Here is a 20456-nt window from a genome sequence, read left to right as displayed (position 1 = left end):
GATTCTCACCATGGTGGGGGGTGAGTTTATGAGGGGATCTTTTAGGCCAGTTGAGAAGGCCCCGACTGGTATCTGGGGTGTTGATAGTATAACAAGGGGTGGCCTGCCCCGGGGTCGTAATACTCTAGTTTATGGTGGTCCTGGGACTGGTAAAACTTTCTTTGCCATGCAATTCTTGATTAACGGTGCCAGTCTTTATGATGAGCCTGGTGTCATGGTAACCTTTGAAGAGAGCAAGGACAATCTCATAGAAAATTTCAGATTAGAGGATAACCTTCTTGAGGATCTTATCCAGGAAGATAAGATGTTTATAGAGGATTTATCTTCCATTTTTGGGGTTGAAAGTGGTGATTATAGTTTGGATGCTCTTCTAGTCCGTCTAGAGGATGCTATAAAACGTGTAAATGCTAAGAGGATAGTGATCGACAAGGTTGACACTTTACTATCCCACTTTAAAAAAGATATGAGAGAGGAGCTCATCAGGCTCATAAACTGGTTAAATAGCAAGGGTCTTACAAGCATATTCACTAGTGGAGAAAACCCCTATGGTGGGGCGACCCATGGACTTGAAGATTACATATCAGATTGCGTCATCCATCTTAAATACCAGTACAAGGATTATATAGGTACAAGGTATATGACTATACGAAAATATAGGGGTTCAGAACATGGTCTGAATGAGTATCCAATGCTTATAAATTCTAAGGGTTTATCATTGTTCCCTATAACCTCTCTCAAACTTGATTATAGCGTAAGTCGCAAAATCGTATCTAGTGGCATCCCAGAACTTGACAACATACTTGGAGGAGGATTTTACCAAGGGTCGTCTGTATTAATCTCAGGGACCACCGGTACTGGTAAGACTAGTTTCGTATCCACATTCGCCCAGGAAGCCTGCAATAGGGGTGAAAGATGCCTTTTCTTCGCAAATGAGGAGCCCACAGACCAGATAATCCGTAACATGAAATCTGTTGGGATAAACCTCAAAAAATTCATTGAAGAAGGAAAACTCCTTATACACGCCGAAAGACCCACCACACTATGCTTGGAAGCCCACCTGACAAGCATGCAAGATATTGTACGCGATTTCAGACCAGACCATGTTATAATAGATCCCATATCAGCGCTCACAGAGGCCGGTTTCGCCGTGAAAGACCTTTTCATAAGATTCACAGACTTTCTGAAGAATAAGAAGATAACTTCCATCCTAACATACCTTACAATGGGTGGCAGGCCATTAACAACCACAGAGATGCGCCTATCATCCCTCATAGACACCTGGATCATACTAGACCAGACAGAACGGGGTGGAGAATATCTCAAAATCCTAAGAGTACTTAAAAGTCGTGGCATGGAACACTCCACACGACCTCACGAAATCCAACTAACCAAAAAGGGCATAAAAATAAAAAAATGGGGGGTGAAAACTATTTGAACGAAATAATCCTCAGATTATATATAACCCCCAAAAACCCCCACGCAGAAGCAGCCATCAAAAAATTGCAAAAGATCAAAAAAAGAATAAACATCAACACTGAAATCATCGACATCACCAAAAACCCGGAATTGGCCCGGAAAAATCATATTATCGCAATACCAACCCTTGACAGGATAAAACCCAAACCCAAGAGGAGAATCATAGGAGACCTATCCGATGAAAAAGCCCTACTAAAATTCCTAGGTGTCCCCCTTGAATGAAACAATAAAAACTCACAACCCTAAAAGACAAACCCAGATTATTAGAAACAAAAACTTGGATGAAACAATAAAAATTCATGACCACATTTGCCTAATCTACGAAAAAGAAGAAGAATGGGAACAGATCATCATACATTCATCATAGACGGGCTCAAAAACAATGAAAAATGCATTTACATAACAGACCAACACAAACCCAACACAATAAAAAAACACCTCAAAGAACAAGGAATCAACCCAAACAACCTAAAACAATTCCAAATACTATACGCAGATGAAACATACACCAAAGAAGGCTACTTCAACCCTGATAAAATGATAAAAATCCTAAAAAGGGAAACAGAAAAGGCCATAAAAGAAGGATACACCGGCTTACGCGTCACAGGAGAGATGACCTGGGCTCTGAAAAGAGTGCCTGGGAGTGAAAGGCTGATAGAATATGAAGCGAAACTTAACAAATTCTTTCCAAAGTTCAAGTGCGTGGCAATATGCCAATACAAAAAATCTGCCTTTGAACCAGAAACCCTCAAAAGCATCATCCTAACCCATCCTATCATAATATGGGGTGGCAAGGTTTATAGAAACTTTTATTACATACCACCCAAAACTCTCCTTGAGAAGGATCCGGCTCAAGTAGAAGTTGAAAATTGGCTCAAGAACCTGAAACGTGAAAAAGATTTCCTAGAGTTCATCACTAGGTTTACAAGAACTTATAAGAGTTTCATTGAACATTCTCCTTTTATTATCGTGGTTAAGGATTCTAGTTCAAGGTATGTTCTCGTGAATAATAGCTTTTGCAAATTCGCAGGTAAAAGAAGATCAGAGATATTGGGAAAAACAGCCTATGAGATATTCGATGAAGAAACCGCCACAATCCTAGAATACTCAGATGAAGTACCATTAAAAGGCGATGACATTAGCTTTGAGAGGGAAATCAACGGCCGACATTATTACATACAAAAATTTCCAATTGAAATCCCCACCACCACTGAAAAGGGTATAGGCGTCATCATGTCAGATATTACTGAGAAGAAAAAATTCGAAGAAAAATTAGAGAAGTCGATGAAAAACTTCCTTAACATAGTTGAAAACAGTCCAGAGAGTATATTCATCATTAACAAGGAGGGTAGGGTATACTATGCCAACCAACAAGCTATAGAATATTTTGGCTTGGAAACAGAGGGTATATCGGGGAAGATTATAGGAAAACCATTGAAACCCAGCATGGTCCAGGAAATCGAAATTTTGGCAGCTGATGGGAGTATAAGGTATGCTGAATTAAGAACAGCCAAAACATACTGGGAAGGGGAGGAATGTATCCTCATATCATTACGTGACATAACCAATATCAAGGAATATGAAAAATCCCTCGAAAAAAGTCTCAAAGAAAAAAATGCAATGCTTGCAGAGTTACATCACCGGGTTAAAAACAACCTCCAGGTTATAATAAGTCTCATAAACCTCCAGAAAAAACACATGACAAAGGATAAAGGGCAAATACAGGAAATAATCAATAGGATAAAGGCAATAGCACGAGCCCATGAAAAACTATACCATTCAGAGGATCTATCATTCATAGACTTCAAAGATTACCTAAAGGATATGATATTAGAGTTGAAAGCAACATATCCAACCCAGAAAGTTGAGTTTAAATGTCAAATCCAGGATATAAAACTCGACATAAACCAGGCCATCCCCACTGGACTCATAATAAACGAGGCTTTGACAAATGCCTTGAAACATGCATTCCCAGAAGGTGAAGGGAGTGTAACCATAAAAGCATGCAAAAAAGACGGTCACATCAATATTATCATCAAAGACGATGGGGTTGGATTCCCAGAAAATTTCAGACCAGAAGAATGTGAAACATTAGGCATTAAACTGATGTATGCCCTCACCAAACAACTCAATGGCGAAATAAAAATAAAAGGAGGAAAAGGAGTTAAAATCTGGTTAAAATTTCCACAAAACACCCTCAAGACAAGATAGAATCTATTATAAATAAGGTGATGAAAATTGTTACTTGAGATAGTAAAGTCGGAAGGAATATCCCATAATTCCTATTTTATAGGGTCGGATGGGGAAGCTGCGGTCATAGACCCTCGTAGAGATGTTGAAATCTACCTTGACCTTGCAAGAGAAAATGATATGAGCATACGCTACATCTTCGAAACACATAGGAACGAAGATTACACCATAGGATCATTGGAACTTACAAAATATGTTGATGCCGAAATACTCCATGGAGACAAACTAGACTTCAAATATGGGACCGGTGTAATTGAAGGTGACGTTTTCAAACTAGGACTTCTTGAGCTTGAGATCCTTGAAACACCAGGCCACACCTATGAGAGCATATCCATAGTCGTAGAAGATGATGGAAAAACCCCATTGATGGTATTTGTTGGTGATGTGCTATTCCCGGGAGAAGTTGGCCGGGTCGACTTTTTTGGGGAAGAAAAAATACCAGAAACTGCAAGCTTGCTCTACGAAAGCCTGCATAAAAAATATTACCATTGGGTGATCATGTTATAGTATGTCCTGCGCACACCGCTGGTTCGGTCTGCGGCGCCCAGATAAGAGACCAAGACCTTACAACCATAGGATATGAAAAGTTAACAAATCCCATGCTAAAATTGGACAAGGAAACCTTCATAGAACATAAAAGGAATGAAAAAGTTTACATGCCACCCTACTTTAAAAGGATGGAAAAAAACAACCTAGAAGGAGCGCCATTAGAAAACCCCTACCTAGAACCATTAAATGTCCAAGAATTCAATGACATGATCAAAGAAGGGGCCCAATTGGTCGATGTTAGGAATCCCACAAGCTTCTCTGGAGGTCATATACCAGGAAGTTTGAACATTTGGAGCGATGGTTTCCCAGCATTCGCAGGATACTTCCTAGATTATGAGGATCCGATAATCATAGTAGATGAAAACGGATCCAACGAGCTTGTGAGAAGATCCCTTATAAGACTAGGATATGACAACAAGTATGGTTACCTCCAGGGTGGCTTCCCCAATTGGTACATTAATGGGATGAAATGTGACAAACTGGAAGCATGGACTGTAGATCAGCTTAAATCCCAGATTGACAAAGGTGCGGACTTCTTCATCCTAGATGTTAGGAAACATGCAGATCGTGAAAAATATCATATAGAAGGTTCCGAGCATTGCTGGGTCGGTGAAATCCCAGAAAACCTGGACAACATACCTGACAATTTGGTTGTTTACTGTGATTCAGGTTATAAGTCGACCATGGCAGCGAGTCTGCTCAAAATAAACGGTTACAAGAATGTTAGAACTCTCCTTGGGGGGATAACTTCTTGGATAAAAAGAGGTTATCCCATCAAAAAATAGTATGGAGGTTATAATAATGGGGATTGTTAAAATACCCTTAATGTCAAAGGAAGAATACGACGAGTTTATAAGCGAGAATTTTATAAGTAGAATAGCCTTCAGTGGAGAATACCCCTATATAGCACCATTCCTTTATGTGTTTGATGGGGAACACTTGTACTTCCTTTCAACTAAATATGGACGGAAAATCGAACTCTTAAAGAAAAACCCCTATGTTGCAGTGGAGATAGAAGAATTCGAACCAGACCTTTCAAGTTACAAATTCGTGACACTACAAGGGCAAATAGTCGAAGTAACAGACCAGGATGAGAAGAATAGGGTTAGAAGAATGTTCACAGACCTGATCAAGGAAAAAGGCCTTTCTAGGAAGGTGCTTAAAGCCTTGGGCCATTCCCCTGAAGATCCACTGGCATGTCTTGTTAAAATGGAAAGATCCTATGTTTGGAAACTCGTAGATGTAGTTGATATAACTGGTATAAAAAGTGGAGAGTAAAACACCACATGTTAAGCTTTCTAACTGTTTATCCTAGTTTGGCTTTTGTAATGGGGGAGGTCGCCTAAAAATGGAAACCCCCCCTATAGGTGCTATAATGTAGGAGCATCTATGGATAAGTTAATATTTTTAAAGGGGGGGTGTTAGATGGTTAACGGGTTGAAGGAGGATGAATGGGGGGTGTGAAAAAATACTACCTCCTTAAACCCTCATTCTCAATGTCCTATTTTCACATATATTAATTTTTTCCAGTGACTATAATCCCAATATTATTTTTGTTAATGTTTCGCTCCCTAGTGCGAAGGCTATGAAAGTTATGCCCATCCCTATTTTTATCTGCTTGGAAACCCTACTGGCAGTTTCCTTCCTAGGATCCGATAAAATCTTGAACGCAGCCCCTAAGAATACTATTATCGCCATTGATAAAATTGGAATATAGAGGATGCTGAATATTTTTATTATGTAGAGTATGGGGCTTGTTAGACTGGCTATGAAGATGAAAATAGCGGCTATTATACTTGAAATTTTGTGACCATACTTTATTGGTAACGTCTTAGCTCCTTCCATTCTATCCCCTTCTATATCTTCCATGTCCTTGATTATTTCCCTTGCCATACTCATGAGGAAAGCATAAAATCCTATATAAGCCGCCTTGACTGTTTCACCGACTATTATACCCCCAAATACAAAACTTAATCCTGTCAGGAATGATACTACAAAGTTGCCTATGAAACATTCTCTTTTAAGTGTATGAGCATAGTATATCATAAGCAGCGAACTTCCAACCACTATAAAACCTGGGAACAAACCCAGATAAAAACCGAATATAGAAGCTAAAATGAAAAGTATTATCGCATAAACACCCGCAACCCCCCTTCTAATACGACCAGACGGTATAGGCCTCCCAGGCCTATTTATTGCATCGATTTCATAATCAAAATAATCATTAATAATATTACCAGCCCCTGTGGCCATGAAAACAACAACAGCCGCTATCAGAACCCTTAAATTGAATTCCCAGCCTATAAGGGCCATTAAAAGGATTGAAACCACAGCCATCAAGGCATTAACTGGCCTTAATATTTCTATATAAGCTTTCATCATCAACACCTCAACCAAAAGTCAAATATACCCAATATGATCTCTAATGATAATATGACAATCAATGATATACTCGGCCTGGCACTAGTATATGGTTATGTTGCAATCTTACTCCTTATAGCAGATAAGTTCCAAAACTTGAATATTAGTCGCAAATTTGTACATATAATGGTTGGTAATATCATCTTTATATTACCAGTCTTTAAAAGTTGGTGGGTTATGACATTCCTTGCAGCAGCACCTTTTATTCTATTAACTTTCCTTATAAGTCCCTATTCACCCTTTAAAATGGAACATAAAGTATCATCCTATGGTCATGGCCTTGGACTCGTATACTATTCCATTTCCTGGACTCTCCTCGCCCTACTATTCTTCGATCATCCATGGATTATTGGAATCGGAATCGCGGCAATGTCATATGGTGACGGCCTAGCATCACTCATCGGCGAAAAATATGGCAGAAGAAAATACAACATCCTAGGAGATGTTAAAAGTATCGAAGGATCCCTTGCAATGTTCATCACACTCCTAATAACACTACCACTAATCTTACTTTACTATCTACAGCCCATAAAATGGCTTATAATATTTGTTATAGCAGCCGTGGCCACGATAATAGAAGGCATCACACCAAGGGGACTTGACAACATAACAGCGTGCATGGGGGCAGTGGCAGTTTACCTCCTAATCTAGGGTGTGCCCTATGAGATTCATAGTTATTGACGGATTAGACGGAGCCGGCAAAGACACACACGGAAAACTCATAAAAAAAAAGATACGAGAACATGGGAGAAAAGGTTATATTCAGGTCGCATCCAGAAGATGACAATCCATATGGTCGAAAAGCAAAAAAAGCCCTGCTTGAAGGTGGGAAAATAAACCACTTAAAAGCGAGCATATATTACGCATTGGATGTTATAAGATCCCTCAGATTATACTATTGGTCAAATCCAGGGGCTGACACCATAATATTTGTAAGATACCTTATGGGGGTGGCATACTTACCATCAACACTAGCAAGGATATTATATCATATCTTTTCATTTATCTTTCCCACCACAGAATACATGTTTTTCCTTGATGTTTCCCCCCAAGAAGCGTTAAAACGTCTTCAGGAAAGGAATGAACATGAAATGTTTGAAAACTTTGAAGATCTTGAGCGAGTCCGCGAGAAAGCCCTCAAATTAGCCAAAGACTGGCATATTATAAACACTGAAAAGCCCATAAAACAAGTTCAAAAGAAAATTAACAAAATCCTAGATAAACTTGACCAAAAAAAGGGGATAGCATGAAGATAACATGTCTCATAGAAGATAACGGTCCCAGCCAATTCAAAATTGAACATGGACTATCATTACACATAGACCAACTAGATCTATTATTCGACATGGGACAATCCCACTACTTCATTGAAAATGCCCAAAAACTTGGCATAAACATATCCACAGTAGAATATGCTATAATCTCCCACGGACACTATGACCATGGAGGAGGATTACCACACTTCCTCAAAGAAAATAACACTGCGAACATTTATATTGGCAATAGCGCATTTTCCAAACGATACGCCGATAATGGATCCTGGCGTTATGTTGGCCTGGACAGTAGCCTAGCGGATAATCATCGAATAAAACACTTGAAAGATGACACTAGATTGTCCATCGGCTGCGATATAATAGTTAATATCTGGGATTTTTTCCCAAAACCAATGGGCAACCATAAACTTTATAAAATATCAGAGGATGGGATTGTAAAAGATGATTTCAAAGATGAAATAGTCCTAATCGTAGAATCAGAGGACAGTCTAATAGTTCTAACCGGATGCTCCCACCGCGGCATACTCAACATACTAGAGACAATAAAAAGAAAATATGACAAACCTATAAAAACCCTCATAGGGGGCTTCCATATAAAGGCCAAAGAAGCCCCAAACCTACTAGAACCATTCCAAAACATAAAAGAAATCTACACTGGCCATTGCACATCAAAGGAAGCATACAATATACTCAATGAAAACCTAGACAATATAAAACCACTCCATACAGGAACCCAAATAAAAATCAGATAAAATTTAATAATTAATAAAAATAAAAAAGTTATCATTATGAAAACCAAAATCTTATTCCTCATATTAGCTGTTATCTGTCTCGTAAGTGTTGTGGTTGCCCATCAACCACGCTTCGCACCATCAAAAGCTCCAATAGACAATCCCATAATCATAGAAAAACCAGAAATCTCACAAGCATTTTATGGCCAATTACAAGGCGAACCAGTCTACTACATGATACAATCCCCCAAAAAGTTCAGATTATACGTCACCATCCTAGTACCAGATAACCCAGGAGCCGATCAACTCGTATATGCCCGGATAACAGATGATAAAGGCAAAACCATGAAAGAACTGGGCCCAGGGGACTGGAAACCTTACTTCGAAGAATTTGGAGGCGATTATTACCTTAAGGGGCCCGAATTCAATGAAACCCTCCCAGCTGGAAAATATTATATAATGGTATTCAACGAACAAAATAAAGGCAAATATTCTCTCGCAGTCGGTGATATAGAAGCATTCCCAGTTGACGAAGCCCTCAAAGCAATCATACTTCTACCAATATTAAAAGCGAGCATCTTCAACATACCAATACTTGAATCGTTCTTACAATTCCTAGGAATCATACTAGCAATGGGCACATTCATATCCCTAAACTTCACAGAGAACAAAAATCTTATAAAAATCAACTGGGCGGGTATCATACTAACAGCAATAATGTGGGGGATCCACTACATACAAAACCCAGTTAATATACTTGCTAACATCCAAAACATTATATTACTTGTAACGATAATCCTAACCTGGAAATTCAACAAGCAGATAATCCAAGGTAAAATGCCAACCTGGACCAGCAGAACCCTAATGATATTCTGGTTAATCTTCCTATTCCTCAGAGTAACAATATAATGTGGGGGTTTATCATGGATCGCTTCCAAGAAGAATATACAAGGATAATGGCAATGGACAAAATAGAAATGCAAGAAGAAGTTAAAAAGTTGTCAGAAGATTGCGCATGCCCATCATGTCCATCCTATAAAGAATGCGGTGAAAAACTATTCTGCATCCTAGGAGAATCAAAATGTATAAAAGATGAAAGGGGATGCCTATGCCCCACATGCCTAGTAGCATCCACACTAGGCATTGGGATTTCAAGAAACTTCTACTGTACTAGAGGCTCTGAAATGGATCAGAGAACCAAACCATAATCCCTTTGAAAAGCGAAAGATTTAATAATCTGGATAGGTATGATTATAGTAGTTGATCATTCTACTCCATTACAATACTGGGAATACTGGAAGGGTGTTCTAATTGGGTAAGATAAAAATCGCTATCACAGGCGTGGGGAACTGCGCAAGTTCCTTAATCCAGGGAATATACTATTACACAGGAAAAAACGAAGAGGATGCCATAGGATTAATGCACTGGGATATAGGCGGTTACAAGCCAGAGGATATAGAAGTAGTCGCAGCATTTGATGTTGACAAAAGAAAAGTGGGGAAAGACTTGAGCGAGGCAATATTCGCCCCCCCAAATTGCACGAAAATATTCTGTGAAGACATACCATGGATGGATGTCGAAGTCTCTATGGGTCCGGTTCTTGATGGTGTAGCATCCCATATGAAAGAATATGATGAAAAATACACATTCTCAGTTGCAGACAAGGAACCAGCAGATGTTGTGGAAGTCCTAGAAGACAGCGGCGCCGAAATACTCCTAAATTACTTGCCAGTTGGCTCAGAAAAGGCCACACGCTACTATGCTGAATGCGCATTGGAAGCTGGCACAGCCTTCATAAATAACATCCCAGTATTTATAGCAAGCAACCCAAAATGGGCATCCCGTTTCGAAAAGGCAGGCTTACCCCTAATCGGAGATGATATAAAAGCCCAGATAGGGGCCACCATAACACATAGAACGCTAACACAATTATTCAAAAACAGGGGTGTTAGATTAGATAGAACATATCAGTTAAACACTGGTGGAAACACTGATTTCTTAAACATGCTAAACCGGGACCGACTACATTCAAAGAAAAAATCAAAGACAGAGGCCGTACAATCCATCCTAGGCGATGAAAGACTAGACCCAGAGAACATACATATAGGCCCAAGCGATTATGTACCATGGCAGAAAGACAACAAAATCTGTTACCTTAGAATGGAAGGAAGAATTTTCGGCGACATCCCTATGAATCTTGAACTCCGCCTCAGTGTCGAAGATTCACCCAACTCTGCAGGTTGCGTCATAGACGCTATAAGATGTTGTAAATTAGCACTCAAAAGGGGAATTGCAGGTCCCTTAACATCTATATCAGCTTATACAATGAAACATCCGCCAATACAATATCCTGACGAGAAAGCAGCCAAGTTAGTTGATAAATTCATCACTGGGGAAATTGAAAGATGAATCTCATATCTCTTCAAAGAGACAGGTTTTGTCTCCAAGACCCCAACACTTCACTTCCTTAAGATCTATATCATCTCCCAGAGCTGATCCGAACAAACCCGCTAATAGGCCGCCTTCAAAATGGCACAATGGCCTTCCAACACTTGGGAGCCCTGAACAAGTGACACATTCGTCTACTTTAACCCTCACAGGATCCGTGTTTAAGATCGTTACTCTGCCTATCTTTTTTTCTTTGAAAAAAGCGACTATTCTATCTAAATTTATTTTCATGTCGGTAGTTGCAGCCTTCGCACCATTGTATATTAAACCATCCACTCGTTCACCTAACATTTCCACTGGTAGGAAGCGTATCATACGGAAGAATTCAACATCAACGAACCTTCCAATGGTGGGTCTTTCAATCTTTCCAAATTCCATAAAATAACCCCCCAAATAAAGGTGATCTTCAAAAAGGAATGTTAAAATTTTTAACCCCCCAGAATATTCTTATGTATTGGGGGGGTTTATTCCGGTTCTACTTTTATGGCTTCATTTGGGCATACGTCCATGCACACCTCACATTCGTTGCAGTCTTCAGGATTTTGAACCTCTAATTTGTCATCGACTATTATGAGTATCTCCATTGGGCATAAATCGGCACATTCTCCACATGCATCACATTTATCATAATCTATAATTATCTTTGCCATCTTTGATTCTCCTCTGTTCTTTGAATTATAATCCCTTAAGATTTTACTATAATATAACCATAACTACCCAAACTTTTATAGCCTATGACTGGAGTGTACCATCATGCCAAGAAAACGCACATAGTAATAATATGGTCTTGTTATATTATGAGCAAGTTTCTCTTTCTTTTGTTGAAGTATTTAAATTAGTTTTTACTATTGTATATAGAGATGATCAATCGCCGTGAGGGTCAGCATGAAAAGGATAAAAATTGTTGAAACAGCATTCAGAGATGCGCATCAATCACTCCTTGCAACCCGTATGCGGACACGAGATATGTTACCCATAGCCGAGGATATGGACAAAGTGGGCTTTTTTTCATTAGAGGCATGGGGTGGTGCAACATTCGATACTTGTATAAGATACCTTAACGAAGACCCATGGGAACGCCTAAGAAAGTTAGATGAAAAGATCAAGAAAACCCCTATACAGATGCTTTTAAGGGGACAGAACCTTGTAGGATATAAGCATTACCCTGACGACATAGTTAAAAAGTTTGTTGAAAAGGCTTATGAGAATGGTGTTGACATCTTCAGGATATTTGACGCCCTAAACGATATAAGAAATATGAAATATGCTATTAAAGTAGCTAAGGACCAGGGAGCCCACGTCCAGGGCACCATCTGCTATACAATAAGCCCATACCATACCCTCGACAAATATGTAGAATTCGCCAAGGAACTGGAAGCTCTGGAATGCGATTCAGTCGCTATAAAGGACATGGCTGGCCTGATATCACCACATGATGCCTATGAGCTTGTCAAAGCACTTAAGGAGGAGACAGACCTTTTAGTGAATCTTCACTGTCATTGTACGAGTGGGATGACCCCTATGAGCTATTATGCCGCGTGCCAAGCCGGTGTTGACATATTAGACACTGCAATATCACCCTTATCATGGGGTGCTTCACAACCTCCAACTGAGAGCGTGGTAGCCGCCCTTAAGGACACACCATATGATACTGGTCTTAACCTCAAAAAATTAACCCAGATAAAAAAATATTTCGAGGAAATCCGGGAAAAGTACAAGTCAATCCTAGACCCAATAGCAGAACGTATAGATACAGATGTCCTCATCTATCAGATACCTGGGGGAATGTTATCGAATTTAGTAGCCCAACTCAAAGAACAGGATGCCCTCGACCGTTATGATGACGTCTTGAAAGAAATGCCAAAAGTGAGAAAAGACATGGGATACCCGCCCCTGGTAACGCCCACAAGTCAAATTGTCGGAATACAAGCTGTTATGAACGTGCTCTCAGGTGAAAGATACAAGATGGTGTCAAACGAAGTCAAAGACTACTTCAGAGGCCTCTATGGGAGGCCGCCAGCACCTTTAAACCCAGAAGTAGCCGCCAAAGTAATAGGAGACCAGAAACCTATAGACTGCAGACCAGCCGACATACTAGAACCCCAATTCGAAAAATATAAGAGAGAAGGAGAGAAACTTGGGATAATCCGAAAAGAGGAAGACATCCTAACATTTGCACTTTATCCAACTATAGCACCAAAATTCCTCAGAGGAGAAATCGAAGAAGAGCCGCTAGAACCGCCAAAAGAGGCGGTACCAGGACATGCGGAGGCTGTTCCAGCCCAGTACATTGTAGAAGTAGACGGGGACGAATTCGAAGTTAAAGTGATACCTACAGGTTATTTAACTGTTGAAGAAAAACCAAAAAGGCCAGAAGAACCCGTGGAAGGTGCTGTGGAGTCCACAATGCAGGGGATGATAGTGAAATTAAAGGTTAAAGAGGGTGACATAGTAGAAGAAGGAGACGTTGTAGCTGTAATAGAAGCTATGAAAATGGAAAACGACATACAAGCACCACATTCTGGGGTTGTGGAGAAAATATACACCCAAGAGGGAGAAAAAGTGGAAGCAGGGGACATACTCATGGTGATAAAATAATCAAACCTTATAAACTGTAGGATCCTCTATCCCAGCCAATTTAAAAGCCCTTTTTCTCCTCATACAAGATTCACAAAGGCCACAATGTAACTTCCCACCCTCATAACAAGAATATGTGACCTCTAGGGGCACTTTAAGCCTATAACCCTCCTCCACTATCTCCTTTTTAGTATAATCTATCAAGGGCGCCTCTACCTTAACATCTGCAAGAACACCTACTTCAAGGACGCTATTGAATGCCTTGAGGAATCTCTGAGAATTATCAGGGAACGTTCTTGCTTCCTCTTTGTCCCAACCGACTATTATGGCTCTTGCATCTATCGCGTCTGCATATGCCGCTCCAATGGAAGCGAACACAAGATTGCGACCTGGAACCCAAACCATCCTAGCGGTTTCCTTGGCAACATCAGATTCCAACTCATCTATAGTAGGTTTTGGTATTTTATTTTTTGTTGTGAGGGCTGAACCTCCAAGTTCTCCAAGCCAAGGAAGCCTAATAACATGATGTTTAAAACCATAGGATTCGCTTATAATCTTGGAGGCTTCTATTTCCATCATAGCACTCCTCTGGCCATAATCAAAGGTTATTGCATGTATTTCATACTTTTCAGCTAATTTTACTGTGGCTACGGTCGAATCAAGGCCTCCTGAAAGTATGCTAATAGCCTTCAATTTGGTTCACCATCTCTTATTTTTGAATTGTTCTTCTGCCATTTCCATGACTTCACGCAAGGGTAGTCCTGTCTTTGATGATATTTTTTTCGCATCTTCGTATTCTATACGTGCGCTTATTATCTCAGAATCTAGGAAGGCTACTTTGAAGTTTGCTGTCCATTCACCTTTTATATTAACTTTAAATGGTACTTTATCCCTTTTTAGTATTGTTCTGTGTACTTGTGGGAATATTCGGATGCCAAGGGTTCCTGTCTCCTTGAATATCCTCCTTAGGATATTTTCTTGGTCTTCTGGTTTGGATATGACCCTCAAGAGGTGGCCTGGTCTGTTCTTTTTCATTAGTATGGGTGTGATTGTCACATCAAGGGCTCCTTCTTCTATTAGATTATCGAAAAGGTTTCCTATTATTTCACCACTTAAATGGTCTAGGTTTGTCTCTAATAATACTATTTTATCTTCTTCTAGGCTCTTTGTGCCCTTTATTATCCTGAGTATATTGGGAAAGTTTGGATCCATTTTACCCGCGCCATATCCGATCTCCACTACCCTGATAGGTGGGAGGAAGCTTTTAAATTCATCTACTATGTTAACGAGTAATGCGGCCCCTGTGGGTGTTGCAAGTTCCATTCCGACAGGTCCTCCGTGGATTGGTGCTCCTCTAAGGATCTCAAGGGTTGCTGGTGCCGGTATTGGGATCCTTCCATGGGCTGATGTGGTTGAACCTCCCCCTAATGCCACTGGGAGCGAATAAACTTTTTCTTTGTCAAGTCCTAAGCTGAAATATGCGAACGCCGCTCCAAAAACGTCTGCAACAGCATCTGACGCCCCAACTTCATGAAAATGTATATCATCTAGGGATTCCCCATGGATTTTCGCCTCGGCTTGTGCTATAGTGTGGAATACTGCCTTGGAAAAAGCTATTACCTTATCATCTATGAGTGGATGGTCAATACTTTCAATTCTTTCCAAGAACTCAGGATACTTAAAATTTGGCATGGAAGCTTTTTTCACTTCAACATAGGTGGCTTTTATACCCGCCCTTTTAACATCAGAAACTTTAACATCAACACCGCCAAAATAGGATGCCGCGGACTCCATAACCTCTATGACCTTGTCTGGGTGGGCTCCCAAGCCTATGAGAGCCCCTATGATCATGTTACCAGCCACCCCAGCTAATTGGGGGTCTACAACCACTACCATGGGGGATCAGCTATGGTGGTGAATTCACGATTATGCGCTTTACAGGAACTTCTAAAAGGGTGTAACGTTTATCAGAAAGTTCGTCCTTGAATCTTTCTATTATGTTCTCTACTTGTTCCTCATCGACAACAGAACAGATAAGTATAGCATCCCTTGCATGATTTCTTATAAGTGATATGGCAGATTCTGGATCTTCCCTGACAATGAAACCACTCCACTCACTAGGGGAAATACCTTTATATTCCACTATATAAAATCCTGTGACACCTTCCTCCGCAAGTATATTTATAACCTTGCCAAGGTTTTCAACTTCAATAAACACCCTAAGATGCACCTTCATAATATCACCAAAGTTTAGATATGTGAAGATGATTAAATAAAACATTTGGTGATCCTTGATGCAAATCATAAAAGGCGAAACCAGCATCCAATACAACAAGAACAATCTAACCATAAAAAATAGCCAAGGACTGAAGACACTAGGAGTATGTGAGACAAAAAGTGGCTTCCATGAAACAAAAAAGGTAACATACCCAATCAAGGATAAAATAGGAATATCCACAGATAATTTTGAACTCCTCCTAAGAGACTTTGAAGACATGACTTGCAGTATAGGAATTGGAAATTCACTACTAGACCTTATAATATTCATAGACGATAACAAAAGCCTAGAAGAACTCTTATCATATCTTAAAATAGTAATAGAAACCAAGGACAAGATACTAGGACCTTTAACCAGATTCTACAAATCCAAGACAATCCTCATAATAAGTAGAGAAGGTCCACCAAGAAACTGCAACACCAAAAAATTAAAAAATTGCATAAAAACAAGCCTCCTCGAGACGCTAAAAAACAATAATATAAGTATATTCGATCAACTAAAAGAAAAGGGGATAAATTTGGACGATCTCGCAGAAGCCGGTCTCAAACTTTGCGTAGGAGTTGAAATAGACGACAAACTAAAAGAAAAACTCAAAAGGCGATTGATCAAATCATTATCTGACATTAACGTTATAAGCCTAATATTAGCCGCTATAAGGGCCGAAGAAGACTTCCAACATCATAGAATAAAAGACGTGAACATAGATGATGATCCAGCCCACCTATACGCTGATGAAGTTCTGGGGATGGCAGTCGCCAACCAAATCGCCGGTACAAAAGCAATATTCAACTTTAAGCGTTACGATGAAGAAAAACCAGGTATAATAGGTAGATTAGGTCCAATGACAGATGATGTTATCGCAGGTCTCATTGCAGGATCCATGTCAAAAATCTTCGAAGAATGATAACATGCTACGTGAAATAATAGGCCTTCTATCATTCCTAACAATACTACCACTAAAAACACACATTAGCATACCACAGATCGCAAAATACACATGGCTATTCCCAATCATGGGAGCCATCATAGGCCTCACAGGGGGAATTTTCGCAACCTTCTTACAAGTACTTGGAATACCATCCATCATAATAGCCAGCTTAACATACGGATTTTTAATCTGGTTCACCGGCTTCCACCATCTAGATGGACTCATAGACATGGGCGACGCCCTAATGGCCCATGGAAGCCCAGAAGATAAACTCAGGATAATGAAGGACGAACGCATAGGAACTGGAGGGCTAGGTCTATTCTTTATAGTCGCCATCACAACATTCACATGTCTTTATTCAATACCCTCATACCAATTACTCCCGATGATAATAATCGGGGAAGTAGGCGCCAAGATGGGCCTTGTAAGTTCATGCATCATATCAAGGCCATTCAATGAGGGGATAGGATGCCACTTCATAATAGAAATGGACAAAAAAAGGTTCCTCCTATCATCCATTTTATCATTTATCATTGGATTTTCACTACTCAAATACCAAGGCATGATAGGAATAATTGCAAGTATAACTGGAGGCCTATTCATCGGAATAATTGCAAGAAAAAACTTCAAATATACAACAGGAGACGTTCTCGGAGCATCCAATGAATTCAACAGGATGCTAACACTAATCATATTAGTAATTGGCAGTAGGTGATAATAGGATGATAAAAGTTTTAAGGTTAGGTCACAGGAAAGCCAGGGATGCCAGGATCACAACCCATGTATGCTTAGCTGCCAGGGCATTCGGCGCCTCAGAGGTTATCATCAGCGGGGAACAAGACAATAAACTCATAGAGAATGTTAATGACGTCACCGAAAGATGGGGAGGTCCATTCAAAGTATCCTATCAAAAAGATTGGAAGAAGATCCTAAAAGAATGGAAGGGTGAAATAATACACCTTACGATGTATGGTATACCCATACAGGACATTATAAAAAAGATCAAAAAAAGCAACAAGGAAAAATTAATAGTCGTCGGGGGGCCAAGGGTGCCAAGGGAGATTTTTAAGATAGCTGATTTTAATGTGGCAGTCACGAACCAGCCACATTCAGAAGTCTCTGCACTTGCAGTATTCCTCCACATGTTCTTCGAGGGAAAAGAACTAGAAAAAAAATTCGAAAACCCTAAAATAAGGATAATACCCTCAAAGAAAGGTAAAAAAATCATGGGGGGGTGAAAGATGATAAAGCTAATTGATAATCTTATAATCCAAGAAAAACTTGGGAGAATACGCCGCAAAGGAATCAGCCCGGCACATTTCAGGCATGGTTTAACCGAGATTGGACGTTACATGGCATACGAGTTCGCTAACACACTATCCTATAAAAAAACTAAAGTTCAAACCCCATTGGGGGTCGCTAAGGCCCTAAAAATTACAGATGAGATAGCAATCATAAGTGTTTTACGGGCATCATTACCATTCAGTTATGGTATAATGAAAGTGTTCCCAGAAGCCCAACACGGGATAATCGGAGCATGGAGAGAAGACAAAAGCCCATTCAAGGTTCACATTGACTACTTTAAAATACCTGAGGTTCATGAAAAGATAGTGATAATAGCAGATCCGATGTTAGCAACAGGAAACACCATGGAACAAATACTAGAAAGACTAAAATCTTTCCCTATTAAAAGACTTGTAATATTCAACATAATATCAGCAAAAGCAGGACTTGAAAGGATAAAAAGGTTCGATATAGAAGTTTACACTTGTTCCATCGAAGAAGAACTTGACGATTCAGGTTACATTGTGCCGGGTCTTGGCGACGCTGGGGATCTCGCATTCGGGAAACCGTCAAAGACCATAAACCTCAAATGATGGATTTCCCATGGGCAACCGCGACTATACCAGGAAATTTCTCAACTTCTAACTCATAGAGTGCTTCAATACCCTCCTCTTTATATGCGATAAGTTTCTTTGACTTTACTCTGCTTGTAAGTAACGCTGCCACAGGAGGCGTGACCACAAATATCGCGCCAGCTTCATCTAATGATTTTATAGTCTCCTCTTTGAGGGCTCCCTTCCCAATATGTACGAGAACACCCGCAGATGCCAGAAATGGGATGCTTTCCTCGATATCCTTTTTGTTACTGCTTGTTGGGGCGATACCAGCATCACTTACAGCTGTGTGCATTATAGCCGCGCCCTTCAAATCTACTGGTGACCTGCCAGATTTCACAGCATCTACTAGCCTAGGCAAAACAGCATCCCTTCCAGTATAAACCCTACCATTTAATAGGATCTTATCACCAACTTTTAAAGATTTCAAGCTGGTGACTGTGGACGGTACTCTTATCTCTATCATATCCTTGTAAGATCCTCCATAAAAGCTTCTATATGTTCTTTCTTGATATGAGGCATTAAAACTATCCTCACAGCTGGAGGATACGATGAAATGGACACAGACCAACCTTTTAATCCAAGTTTATGTGCAAGAACCTCTGGGGGCATATCAGGCGAATTAAAAGCTACAATATTTAACTGTGGTTCTGTCACAAGCTCGAACCCACACCTTTTAAGTTCACGGGCTAAAAAATGTGTTATCTTCATAGAATCCCTAACAACCCTTATATACCCCTCGCGTCCCATATATTTCATTATAGCCCATGTTGCAGCTGCTGAAGCTCCACTACGAGTCCCGACTATAGTTGATTGTTGCTTCTCTGTAAGATAAGGGGTTTCAATACTCATAGAATCAAGATACTTTCGCTCTCTGAAAACTATACAACCACTTGGTATAGGGGCTAAACCCATCTTATGAGGGTCTATAGTAACAGAAGTAACACCCTCTAGCCTAAAATCGAAATCAGGAATATCATAACCAGCTTCTTTCAAGAATGGTATTATAAATCCTCCAAGGGCCGCGTCAACATGTAGATATATCCCTTCATCCTCGCATAATCTTGAAAGTTCTGGTATGGGATCCACAAGTCCAAGTTCGGTCGTCCCGGCGATGCCCACAATAGCAACAGTATTAGATGATATAAGCTCCCCAACAGAATCAACATCCACTCTATAATCAGGGCCGAGCGCGGCCTCCTTCAAATTTAACTTTAAAATTTCAGCAGCCTTTTTAAAAGAGAAATGAGCCGACTTGGGAACTATTATCTCCGGCTTCACAAGACCTTTAATATTACGGGCGGCGCGCATTGCCATCAAATTAGCCTCTGTACCCCCAGTTACTACATGTCCCACTACATTAGGTTCACCAAGGAGCTCCCCGATCATTTTTATCACGTCTTTCTCAAGGGCCCTTGTACCCTTAAAAAGGCCGGGATCTCCAAGGTTAGACTCTATGAATTCGCAGAAAACTTCCTTTGCAAGGGGGTGGGGGCTAGTACACATTGAACCGAGTATCCTACCTGAATCATAGGTTAAGTCTTCCTTTTTAACCTTTTTTAAAGTTTTTAAAATTTTATCCTTAGAGAGGCCTTTGAAGTCCATTTCCATAACCCAAAAGAAAAA

At 40.1% G+C, this 20456-nt stretch carries 25 protein-coding genes and 1 pseudogene; 18 read left to right on the top strand and 8 right to left on the bottom strand.

What is annotated here, in order from left to right:
* The first annotated feature begins 28 nt into the window (after positions 1-28).
* The 7 genes from kaiC to QFX38_01730 are packed head-to-tail and all read left to right on the top strand — an operon-like array spanning position 29 to position 5553.
* Positions 29-1435: a circadian clock protein KaiC gene (kaiC, locus tag QFX38_01760; GenBank protein ID MDI9623600.1), complete on the top strand. Its 1407-nt coding sequence runs from the start codon at positions 29-31 to the stop codon at positions 1433-1435.
* Entirely contained in the window at positions 1432-1698 is a 267-nt protein-coding gene (locus QFX38_01755) for a circadian clock KaiB family protein (GenBank protein MDI9623599.1), read from the top strand. The genes kaiC and QFX38_01755 overlap by 4 nt, the downstream gene beginning before the upstream one ends.
* Positions 1691-1843 (top strand): hypothetical protein, encoded by a 153-nt coding sequence (locus tag QFX38_01750; protein MDI9623598.1) that lies wholly within the window; start codon positions 1691-1693, stop codon positions 1841-1843. The genes QFX38_01755 and QFX38_01750 overlap by 8 nt, the downstream gene beginning before the upstream one ends.
* A complete protein-coding gene (locus QFX38_01745; protein MDI9623597.1) occupies positions 1813-3687 on the top strand; it encodes an MEDS domain-containing protein in 1875 nt (624 codons plus the stop codon). The genes QFX38_01750 and QFX38_01745 overlap by 31 nt, the downstream gene beginning before the upstream one ends.
* 27 nt (positions 3688-3714) lie before the next feature.
* Entirely contained in the window at positions 3715-4233 is a 519-nt protein-coding gene (locus tag QFX38_01740; GenBank protein ID MDI9623596.1) for an MBL fold metallo-hydrolase, read from the top strand.
* Positions 4215-5060 (top strand): rhodanese-like domain-containing protein, encoded by an 846-nt coding sequence (locus QFX38_01735; GenBank protein MDI9623595.1) that lies wholly within the window; start codon positions 4215-4217, stop codon positions 5058-5060. The genes QFX38_01740 and QFX38_01735 overlap by 19 nt, the downstream gene beginning before the upstream one ends.
* Before the next feature lie 16 nt (positions 5061-5076).
* Entirely contained in the window at positions 5077-5553 is a 477-nt protein-coding gene (locus QFX38_01730; GenBank protein MDI9623594.1) for a pyridoxamine 5'-phosphate oxidase family protein, read from the top strand.
* Between the two features lie 255 nt (positions 5554-5808).
* On the opposite strand, the gene QFX38_01725 is transcribed toward QFX38_01730, so the two are convergent.
* Positions 5809-6654: a UbiA family prenyltransferase gene (locus QFX38_01725; GenBank protein ID MDI9623593.1), complete on the bottom strand. Its 846-nt coding sequence runs from the start codon at positions 6652-6654 to the stop codon at positions 5809-5811.
* Between the two features lie 54 nt (positions 6655-6708).
* On the opposite strand from QFX38_01725, the gene QFX38_01720 reads away from it, so the two are divergent.
* The 6 genes and pseudogenes from QFX38_01720 to QFX38_01695 all read left to right on the top strand — a co-directional run bounded on the left by QFX38_01720 (position 6709) and on the right by QFX38_01695 (position 11110).
* Entirely contained in the window at positions 6709-7347 is a 639-nt protein-coding gene (locus QFX38_01720) for an SEC59/DGK1/VTE5 family protein (GenBank protein ID MDI9623592.1), read from the top strand.
* Between the two features lie 10 nt (positions 7348-7357).
* Positions 7358-7946: pseudogene (locus QFX38_01715) on the top strand (thymidylate kinase).
* Positions 7943-8722, top strand: a complete 780-nt coding sequence (locus QFX38_01710) for an MBL fold metallo-hydrolase (GenBank protein MDI9623591.1) — start codon at positions 7943-7945, stop codon at positions 8720-8722. Before QFX38_01715 ends, QFX38_01710 begins: the two are co-directional and overlap by 4 nt.
* Positions 8723-8758: 36 nt before the next feature.
* Entirely contained in the window at positions 8759-9610 is an 852-nt protein-coding gene (locus tag QFX38_01705; protein ID MDI9623590.1) for a hypothetical protein, read from the top strand.
* A gap of 14 nt (positions 9611-9624) precedes the next feature.
* Entirely contained in the window at positions 9625-9909 is a 285-nt protein-coding gene (locus QFX38_01700; protein ID MDI9623589.1) for a DUF2769 domain-containing protein, read from the top strand.
* A gap of 103 nt (positions 9910-10012) precedes the next feature.
* On the top strand, positions 10013-11110 hold the full coding sequence (locus QFX38_01695; protein ID MDI9623588.1) for an inositol-3-phosphate synthase: 1098 nt from the start codon (positions 10013-10015) through the stop codon (positions 11108-11110).
* 3 nt (positions 11111-11113) lie between these two features.
* Here the strand turns inward: QFX38_01695 and QFX38_01690 are convergent, their stop codons facing one another.
* Positions 11114-11527, bottom strand: coding sequence for a hypothetical protein (locus QFX38_01690; protein ID MDI9623587.1), 414 nt, complete (start codon positions 11525-11527; stop codon positions 11114-11116).
* An 86-nt stretch (positions 11528-11613) separates the two neighbouring features.
* On the bottom strand, positions 11614-11799 hold the full coding sequence (locus QFX38_01685) for a 4Fe-4S binding protein (protein MDI9623586.1): 186 nt from the start codon (positions 11797-11799) through the stop codon (positions 11614-11616).
* Positions 11800-12034: 235 nt separating this feature from the next.
* Between QFX38_01685 and oadA the strand changes: the two genes are divergently transcribed.
* On the top strand, positions 12035-13747 hold the full coding sequence (gene oadA, locus QFX38_01680; GenBank protein ID MDI9623585.1) for a sodium-extruding oxaloacetate decarboxylase subunit alpha: 1713 nt from the start codon (positions 12035-12037) through the stop codon (positions 13745-13747).
* Here oadA and queC read toward each other — a convergent pair whose 3' ends face one another.
* From queC to QFX38_01665, 3 genes are read right to left on the bottom strand one after another with little or no spacing between them, the layout of a single operon-like run.
* The gene (gene queC / locus QFX38_01675) at positions 13748-14419 is read right to left on the bottom strand and encodes a 7-cyano-7-deazaguanine synthase QueC (protein MDI9623584.1); all 672 of its coding nucleotides are present in this window, start codon (positions 14417-14419) and stop codon (positions 13748-13750) included.
* A 6-nt stretch (positions 14420-14425) separates the two neighbouring features.
* On the bottom strand, positions 14426-15622 hold the full coding sequence (gene larC, locus QFX38_01670) for a nickel pincer cofactor biosynthesis protein LarC (GenBank protein MDI9623583.1): 1197 nt from the start codon (positions 15620-15622) through the stop codon (positions 14426-14428).
* A 10-nt stretch (positions 15623-15632) separates the two neighbouring features.
* The gene (locus QFX38_01665) at positions 15633-15962 is read right to left on the bottom strand and encodes an MJ1244 family protein (GenBank protein ID MDI9623582.1); all 330 of its coding nucleotides are present in this window, start codon (positions 15960-15962) and stop codon (positions 15633-15635) included.
* A 58-nt stretch (positions 15963-16020) separates the two neighbouring features.
* On the opposite strand from QFX38_01665, the gene QFX38_01660 reads away from it, so the two are divergent.
* The 4 genes from QFX38_01660 to upp are packed head-to-tail and all read left to right on the top strand — an operon-like array spanning position 16021 to position 18809.
* Positions 16021-16908 carry a phosphatidylglycerophosphatase A gene (locus QFX38_01660; protein ID MDI9623581.1) on the top strand — a complete coding sequence of 296 codons (888 nt, stop codon included), beginning with the start codon at positions 16021-16023 and terminating at the stop codon, positions 16906-16908.
* Between the two features lie 4 nt (positions 16909-16912).
* Complete coding sequence (gene cobS / locus QFX38_01655; protein MDI9623580.1) at positions 16913-17647, top strand: adenosylcobinamide-GDP ribazoletransferase; 735 nt, start codon at positions 16913-16915, stop codon at positions 17645-17647.
* Between the two features lie 7 nt (positions 17648-17654).
* Positions 17655-18170: a tRNA (cytidine(56)-2'-O)-methyltransferase gene (locus QFX38_01650; GenBank protein ID MDI9623579.1), complete on the top strand. Its 516-nt coding sequence runs from the start codon at positions 17655-17657 to the stop codon at positions 18168-18170.
* A 3-nt stretch (positions 18171-18173) separates the two neighbouring features.
* Positions 18174-18809, top strand: coding sequence for a uracil phosphoribosyltransferase (upp, locus tag QFX38_01645; GenBank protein ID MDI9623578.1), 636 nt, complete (start codon positions 18174-18176; stop codon positions 18807-18809).
* Here the strand turns inward: upp and QFX38_01640 are convergent.
* Both QFX38_01640 and mfnA read right to left on the bottom strand, forming a co-directional pair.
* Complete coding sequence (locus QFX38_01640; GenBank protein ID MDI9623577.1) at positions 18802-19296, bottom strand: fumarate hydratase C-terminal domain-containing protein; 495 nt, start codon at positions 19294-19296, stop codon at positions 18802-18804. The genes upp and QFX38_01640 overlap by 8 nt on opposite strands.
* Positions 19293-20435: a tyrosine decarboxylase MfnA gene (gene mfnA / locus QFX38_01635; GenBank protein ID MDI9623576.1), complete on the bottom strand. Its 1143-nt coding sequence runs from the start codon at positions 20433-20435 to the stop codon at positions 19293-19295. The genes QFX38_01640 and mfnA overlap by 4 nt, the downstream gene beginning before the upstream one ends.
* Positions 20436-20456 lie beyond the last annotated feature (21 nt).

Origin of the sequence: Methanothermobacter sp., from assembly GCA_030055615.1 — an archaeon.
In the GTDB taxonomy this organism is placed as follows: Archaea; Methanobacteriota; Methanobacteria; order Methanobacteriales; family DSM-23052; genus Methanothermobacter_A.
This window is presented reverse-complemented; position numbering and strand designations above follow the sequence as displayed.

What these genes read in the sequence shown, in the direction of transcription:
- kaiC (MDI9623600.1), top strand. Translation starts at nt 29, where the DNA reads ATGAGGGGATCTTTTAGGCCAGTTGAGAAGGCCCCGACTGGTATCTGG.
- QFX38_01690 (MDI9623587.1), bottom strand. Translation starts at nt 11,527, where the DNA reads ATGGAATTTGGAAAGATTGAAAGACCCACCATTGGAAGGTTCGTTGAT.
- QFX38_01705 (MDI9623590.1), top strand. Translation starts at nt 8,759, where the DNA reads ATGAAAACCAAAATCTTATTCCTCATATTAGCTGTTATCTGTCTCGTA.
- QFX38_01700 (MDI9623589.1), top strand. Translation starts at nt 9,625, where the DNA reads ATGGATCGCTTCCAAGAAGAATATACAAGGATAATGGCAATGGACAAA.
- QFX38_01685 (MDI9623586.1), bottom strand. Translation starts at nt 11,799, where the DNA reads ATGGCAAAGATAATTATAGATTATGATAAATGTGATGCATGTGGAGAA.
- QFX38_01725 (MDI9623593.1), bottom strand. Translation starts at nt 6,654, where the DNA reads ATGAAAGCTTATATAGAAATATTAAGGCCAGTTAATGCCTTGATGGCT.
- QFX38_01745 (MDI9623597.1), top strand. Translation starts at nt 1,813, where the DNA reads ATGGGAACAGATCATCATACATTCATCATAGACGGGCTCAAAAACAAT.
- QFX38_01730 (MDI9623594.1), top strand. Translation starts at nt 5,077, where the DNA reads ATGGGGATTGTTAAAATACCCTTAATGTCAAAGGAAGAATACGACGAG.
- oadA (MDI9623585.1), top strand. Translation starts at nt 12,035, where the DNA reads ATGAAAAGGATAAAAATTGTTGAAACAGCATTCAGAGATGCGCATCAA.
- QFX38_01665 (MDI9623582.1), bottom strand. Translation starts at nt 15,962, where the DNA reads ATGAAGGTGCATCTTAGGGTGTTTATTGAAGTTGAAAACCTTGGCAAG.
- QFX38_01640 (MDI9623577.1), bottom strand. Translation starts at nt 19,296, where the DNA reads ATGATAGAGATAAGAGTACCGTCCACAGTCACCAGCTTGAAATCTTTA.
- larC (MDI9623583.1), bottom strand. Translation starts at nt 15,622, where the DNA reads ATGGTAGTGGTTGTAGACCCCCAATTAGCTGGGGTGGCTGGTAACATG.
- QFX38_01660 (MDI9623581.1), top strand. Translation starts at nt 16,021, where the DNA reads ATGCAAATCATAAAAGGCGAAACCAGCATCCAATACAACAAGAACAAT.
- QFX38_01720 (MDI9623592.1), top strand. Translation starts at nt 6,709, where the DNA reads ATGACAATCAATGATATACTCGGCCTGGCACTAGTATATGGTTATGTT.
- QFX38_01710 (MDI9623591.1), top strand. Translation starts at nt 7,943, where the DNA reads ATGAAGATAACATGTCTCATAGAAGATAACGGTCCCAGCCAATTCAAA.
- upp (MDI9623578.1), top strand. Translation starts at nt 18,174, where the DNA reads ATGATAAAGCTAATTGATAATCTTATAATCCAAGAAAAACTTGGGAGA.
- cobS (MDI9623580.1), top strand. Translation starts at nt 16,913, where the DNA reads ATGCTACGTGAAATAATAGGCCTTCTATCATTCCTAACAATACTACCA.
- QFX38_01650 (MDI9623579.1), top strand. Translation starts at nt 17,655, where the DNA reads ATGATAAAAGTTTTAAGGTTAGGTCACAGGAAAGCCAGGGATGCCAGG.
- mfnA (MDI9623576.1), bottom strand. Translation starts at nt 20,435, where the DNA reads ATGGACTTCAAAGGCCTCTCTAAGGATAAAATTTTAAAAACTTTAAAA.